General features: G+C 67.5%; 5 protein-coding genes. 3 read left to right on the plus strand and 2 right to left on the minus strand.

Annotation, left to right across the window (positions count from 1 at the left end):
* Together RWO33_RS19005 and rpoE are read right to left on the minus strand one after the other, a co-directional pair.
* A partial coding sequence (locus RWO33_RS19005; protein WP_314106851.1) for a sigma-E factor negative regulatory protein occupies positions 1-414 on the minus strand: 414 nt, incomplete at its 3' end.
* The gene (gene rpoE / locus RWO33_RS19010; protein WP_102945429.1) at positions 411-1,031 is read right to left on the minus strand and encodes an RNA polymerase sigma factor RpoE; all 621 of its coding nucleotides are present in this window, start codon (positions 1,029-1,031) and stop codon (positions 411-413) included. The genes rpoE and RWO33_RS19005, both read right to left, overlap by 4 nt.
* 213 nt (positions 1,032-1,244) lie before the next feature.
* Between rpoE and RWO33_RS19015 the strand changes: the two genes are divergently transcribed.
* From RWO33_RS19015 to RWO33_RS19025, 3 genes are all read left to right on the plus strand, one after another.
* Complete coding sequence (locus RWO33_RS19015) at positions 1,245-3,308, plus strand: 3-hydroxyacyl-CoA dehydrogenase NAD-binding domain-containing protein (protein WP_314106854.1); 2,064 nt, start codon at positions 1,245-1,247, stop codon at positions 3,306-3,308.
* A gap of 295 nt (positions 3,309-3,603) precedes the next feature.
* Complete coding sequence (locus RWO33_RS19020) at positions 3,604-4,467, plus strand: pirin family protein (protein ID WP_314106857.1); 864 nt, start codon at positions 3,604-3,606, stop codon at positions 4,465-4,467.
* Between the two features lie 167 nt (positions 4,468-4,634).
* Positions 4,635-5,096: a hypothetical protein gene (locus RWO33_RS19025; protein ID WP_145479601.1), complete on the plus strand. Its 462-nt coding sequence runs from the start codon at positions 4,635-4,637 to the stop codon at positions 5,094-5,096.
* The last annotated feature ends 83 nt before the right edge of the window (positions 5,097-5,179 follow it).

Genomic DNA, 5,179 nt, shown 5'->3' on the forward strand with positions numbered 1-5,179 from the left:
GGCGATGACCGTGGTCGGCTGGGCCGGCACGGCCGGGTCGGACAGTTGCCCGCGGGACATGAACAGGGCAATCGCGGCGACCGAGGCGGCCAAGGCCGCCCCGCCGCCCACGCGCAGCCAGCCGCGCCGACGCACCGGCGTCGTCGGTGTCGCATTCGACTCCAACGGGCGCGGTTCCGCTGCCACGGCGAGCCGGATACGCTCGGCAAAGCCCGCCGGTGCAGGCGCACAGGCCTGCCCGCGCAGCACGTCGCCCAGCAGTTGCCAGCGCTCCTGGCAGCGCGACAGGTCGTCATCGTGTTCCAACCGGCGCAACAGGAAACGCGCCTGCTCCAGCGGCAGCTCACCGTCGACCAGCGCCGACAGCTGCTGGCGGTGGTGGGCGTCGAATGTGTCGGGATGTTGATTGCTCATGCGCGGCTCTTCTCGCGGGTGGCGCTGCCGATGTCCAGCAGCGGCCGAAGTTCAGTGTCGATCGCCTCGCGGGCGCGGAAGATCCGCGACCGCACGGTGCCTATCGGGCACCCCATCTTCTGCGCGATGTCCTCATAGCTCAGGCCCTCCACCTCGCGCAGGGTGATGGCCGAACGCAGTTCTTCCGGCAACGCCGCCACCGCCTTCATCACCGTGTTCTCCAGTTCCTGGCGCATCAGCTCGCGTTCCGGCGTGTCGGTGTCGCGCAGGCGGGTGCCGCTGTCGAACTGCTCGGCATCGCCGATGTCGATGTCGTCGGTGGGCGGGCGGCGGTTATGGGCGGCGAGGTGGTTTTTGGCGGTATTCACGGCGATCCGGTGCAACCAGGTATAGAACTGGGCGTCTCCACGGAAACTGTTGATCGCGCGGTAGGCGCGGACGAACGTGTCCTGGGCGACGTCCTGACATTCACTCCAGTCGGCGATGTAGCGCCCGATCAACGCGACGATCCGGTGCTGGTACTTGCGTACCAGTACATCGAAGGCCGCGCTCTCGCCGCGCTGCACGCGCCGGACCAGCTCCAGGTCCAGCTCCTGTGGTGTTTCAACCTCGGCCATGGGGGGCCGCACTCCTGTCAGCCCAACCGACGTCGGGCAATGAGACTGCCAATCCCGGGAAAAGTTCAGCGCCAATCCGTGAACGCCGCACCAGCTTTTAACTACGGTTCCGTTAAGGTTCCCAGTCTCCCCCTGCTATTGGGATTTGACGGGGAGGAAACAACCTCTGGATCATAGCCCCCTTCTCCATACACAACCGGATGGAACGTCCCCATGCTTTCAGGCTTCGATGGGCTCCGCTTCTCACATTGGCACCCCGAGATCCGTGACGATGGTGTCGTGGTGCTCAGCCTCGACCGCCACGACAGCAGCGTCAACGCGATGTCGCAGGACGTGCTGCTGGAACTGGGCGACCTGGTCGAACGCCTGGCCATGGATCCGCCCAAGGCCGTGGTGGTGCAGTCGATCAAGGCGGCGGGCTTCATCGCCGGCGCCGACCTGAAGGAATTCCAGGAGTTCGATCGCCGCGGCACGGTCAATGACGCCATCCGCCGCGGCCAGACCACCTACCAGAAACTGGCGGAACTGCCCTGCCCGACCGTGGCGGCCATCCATGGCCACTGCCTGGGCGGCGGTACCGAGCTGGCCCTGGCCTGCCGCTACCGCGTGGCGTCGAACGACCCGGCGACCCGGATCGGCCTGCCCGAAACCCAGCTGGGCATCTTCCCGGGCTGGGGCGGCAGCGCGCGCCTGCCGCAGCTGGTGGGCGCCCCGGCGGCGATGGACATGATGCTGACCGGCCGCAACCTGTCGGCGTCGGCGGCCCGCAACATCGGCCTGGTCGACAAGGTGGTGGCCCCGGCGGTCCTGCTGGACACCGCCGTGGCCCTGGCCCTGGCCGGCACCACCCGCCCGTTCAAGCAGCGCCTGACCGCCTGGGCCACCAACACCTGGCTGGCGCGGAAGCTGCTCGCGCCGCAGATGGCCAAGCAGGTCGCGCGCAAGGCGAAGAAGGACCACTACCCCGCCCCCTACGCGCTGATCAACACCTGGGCGCGTACCGGCGGCAGCGGCATCCAGGCCCGGTTGGACGCCGAACGCCGCGCCGTGGTCAAACTGGCCGGCACCCCCACCGCACGCAACCTGATCCGCATCTTCTTCCTCACCGAGCGCCTCAAGGCACTGGGCGGGAAGGACCACGGCATCCGCCACGTGCACGTGGTCGGCGCCGGCGTGATGGGCGGCGACATTGCCGCCTGGTCGGCCTACAAGGGCTTCGAGGTCACCCTGCAGGACCGCGAGCAGCGCTTCATCGACCCGGCCATGGAGCGCGCCCAGGCGCTGTTCGCGAAGAAGGTGCGCGACGAGTCCAAGCGACCGGCGGTCGCCGCACGGCTCAAGGCCGACCTCGCCGGTGACGGCGTGGCCGTGGCCGACCTGGTGATCGAAGCGATCATCGAAGACGCCGAGGCCAAGCGCGACCTGTACCAGACGCTCGAGCCGAAGATGAAGGCCGACGCGCTGCTGACCACCAACACCTCGTCGATTCCGCTGGTGGAACTGCGCGACCACATCCAGCGCCCGGCCCAGTTCGCCGGCCTGCATTACTTCAATCCGGTGGCGCAGATGCCGCTGGTGGAAATCATCCACCACGATGGCATGGCGCCAGAGACCGAACGCCGCCTGGCGTCGTTCTGCAAGGCGCTGGGCAAGTTCCCGGTGCCGGTCGCCGGCACCCCGGGCTTCCTGGTCAACCGCGTGCTGTTCCCCTACATGCTGGAAGCGGCTACCGCCTACGCCGAAGGCATCCCGGGCCCGGTCATCGACAAGGCCGCAGTGAAGTTCGGCATGCCGATGGGCCCGATCGAACTGCTCGACACCGTGGGCCTGGACGTCGCCGCCGGCGTCGGCCGGGAACTGGCCCCGTTCCTCGGGCTGCAGATCCCCGCCGCGCTGCAGACGGTCGAACCGGGCAAGCGCGGCAAGAAGGATGGCCAGGGCATCTACAAGTGGGACAACGGCCGCGCGCAGAAGCCCGACGTGCCCGCCAACTACCAGGCCCCGGAGGACCTGGAAGACCGGCTGATCCTGCCGCTGCTCAACGAAGCGGTCGCCTGCCTGCACGACGGCGTGGTCGCTGATGCCGACCTGCTGGATGCCGGCGTCATCTTCGGCACCGGCTTCGCCCCGTTCCGCGGCGGCCCGATCCAGTACATCCGCGCCACCGGCGCCGATGCGCTGGTGGAACGCCTGAAGGTGCTGCAGCAGCGCCACGGCGACCGCTTCGCCCCGCGCCCGGGTTGGGACGCGGCGGTGTTGCGCGAGCCGGTGATTTAAAGAATCGATTGATCGAAGCAGAAACGCCACCGAAAGGTGGCGTTTTTGTTTGCCCTGTGTTGATTGATCCCGATCTGCGGACGTTACGTAACAATTCGTAGCCCCGGCCGTTGGCCGGACACCGCGCGCAGCGCGGCCAGCATATCCGGAGGAGCCAGCCTCCCGATCGCGATCAAAACCCCGGCGTTTACACGTTCCGAAGTCCATTGGAACAGCCTGTTACCCGAACGGGCCATGCACCCGCCCGACCCGCGTGCCATCCTTTCCCCCTGCCCCCGCCAGCGAGAAAGCCCGCATGACGACCATCATCGCCCCGCGCGTCCATGACATCGGCGGCCTGGAAGTGCGCCGCGCCGTGCCCAGCGTCCAGGCCCGCAGCGTGGGCCCGTTCGTGTTCGTCGACCAGATGGGCCCGGCGGTGATGGGCGCCGGTGCGGGCATCGATGTGCGCCCGCATCCGCACATCGGCCTGGCCACCGTCACCTTCCTGTGGTCCGGCGCCATCGGCCATCGCGACACCCTCGGCTCGGAGCAGGTCATCCGCCCCGGCGACGTCAACTGGATGACCGCCGGGCGCGGCATCGCCCATTCCGAACGCACCCCGCCGGTGGAACGCGAACACGACCACCCCCTGCACGGCATGCAGACCTGGGTGGCATTGCCGAAAGCATTCGAAGAGACCGACCCCGGATTCTTCCACCACAGCGCGGCCACCCTGCCCCAGCAGCGCCGCAATGGCGCCTGGCTGCGGATCATCGCCGGTCGCGCCTACGGCGAAGAATCCCCGGTGAAGGTGTTCGCCGACACGCTCAACGTCGCCGTCGACCTCGACCCCGGCGCCGAACTCGACCTGGATACCGGTCACGTCGAACGCGCCCTCTACATCCTTGAAGGCGAGGCGCAGCTGGACGGCGTCGACGTCCCCGCGCAGCATCTCATCCTTCCGGAAAAGAACGCGCGTGGCCGCCTGCGTGCCAAGACGCCGTTGAAGGCCATGCTGCTCGGTGGTGAACCCCTGGATGGACCGCGCCACCTCTGGTGGAACTTCGTGTCCAGCTCCAAAGACCGCATCGAGCAGGCCAAGCACGACTGGGAATCCGGACGTTTCGGCACCATCCCCGGCGACGACAAGGAATTCATTCCACTGCCGGAGCGTTGAGCGCACGTAAGCGGATCCTCACCTCGCTGACCGGCTTCAATTTCATTTGAAATGGTTATTTGAAGATCCAGTCACATTCCGTTAAGGTCGAAATCACCAGGCCGTCACCCCGTGGGTGAACGACGCCCGTCGGGGGACGGCACGGCCAATTCGACATGGGGGAACGCATGAAGATCCTGCACGCCTTGGTATTGCTGGGGCTGTCACTGGTGGCTGGCGCGGCGTCGGCACAGTCGGCGGCCAAGTGTCCTGCCCTGCCCGCCAACAGTGGGCTGCAATGGCAGGAAACGCCTCAGGCCACCTACCTGCTGTGCAAGGCCGTCGATGCGGGCGGACGCGAGGTCATGACCCTGATGTTGACCGGTCGCGACCCGGGGATTCCGCTGTCGCGGCCCCTGCGCCAGGAAAAAGGCGGCTTCGCCGGCGAATCGCTGTACTGGTACCTGCCCGACCTGGGCGGCCAGGAACCGCCGGGCTATGCGACCCGCCGCATGACCGTGGTCAAGTTCGACAAGAACCAGTACGCGCAGATCTCGCTGTACCCCAGCGATGCCAGCGAACTGCGTACGCTGCAGACGATGTCGCAGGGCCTGAACCTCAATCCCACGGCGGTTGCCGCCGAGCGGTGACCTGCATGGAGATGCGGGGTTGCACGCATCTCCAGTTGGGTAGCGCCGGCCGTTGGCCAGCCCGGGCGATCCCTGGGCCGGCC

Origin of the sequence: uncultured Stenotrophomonas sp., from assembly GCF_963519925.1 — a bacterium.
In the GTDB taxonomy this organism is placed as follows: Bacteria; Pseudomonadota; Gammaproteobacteria; order Xanthomonadales; family Xanthomonadaceae; genus Stenotrophomonas; species Stenotrophomonas maltophilia_AE.

Excerpts from the sequence above, each read along its gene's own strand:
- RWO33_RS19020 (WP_314106857.1), top strand. The coding sequence starts at position 3,604 with ATGACGACCATCATCGCCCCGCGCGTCCATGACATCGGCGGCCTGGAA.
- rpoE (WP_102945429.1), bottom strand. The coding sequence starts at position 1,031 with ATGGCCGAGGTTGAAACACCACAGGAGCTGGACCTGGAGCTGGTCCGG.
- RWO33_RS19015 (WP_314106854.1), top strand. The coding sequence starts at position 1,245 with ATGCTTTCAGGCTTCGATGGGCTCCGCTTCTCACATTGGCACCCCGAG.
- RWO33_RS19025 (WP_145479601.1), top strand. The coding sequence starts at position 4,635 with ATGAAGATCCTGCACGCCTTGGTATTGCTGGGGCTGTCACTGGTGGCT.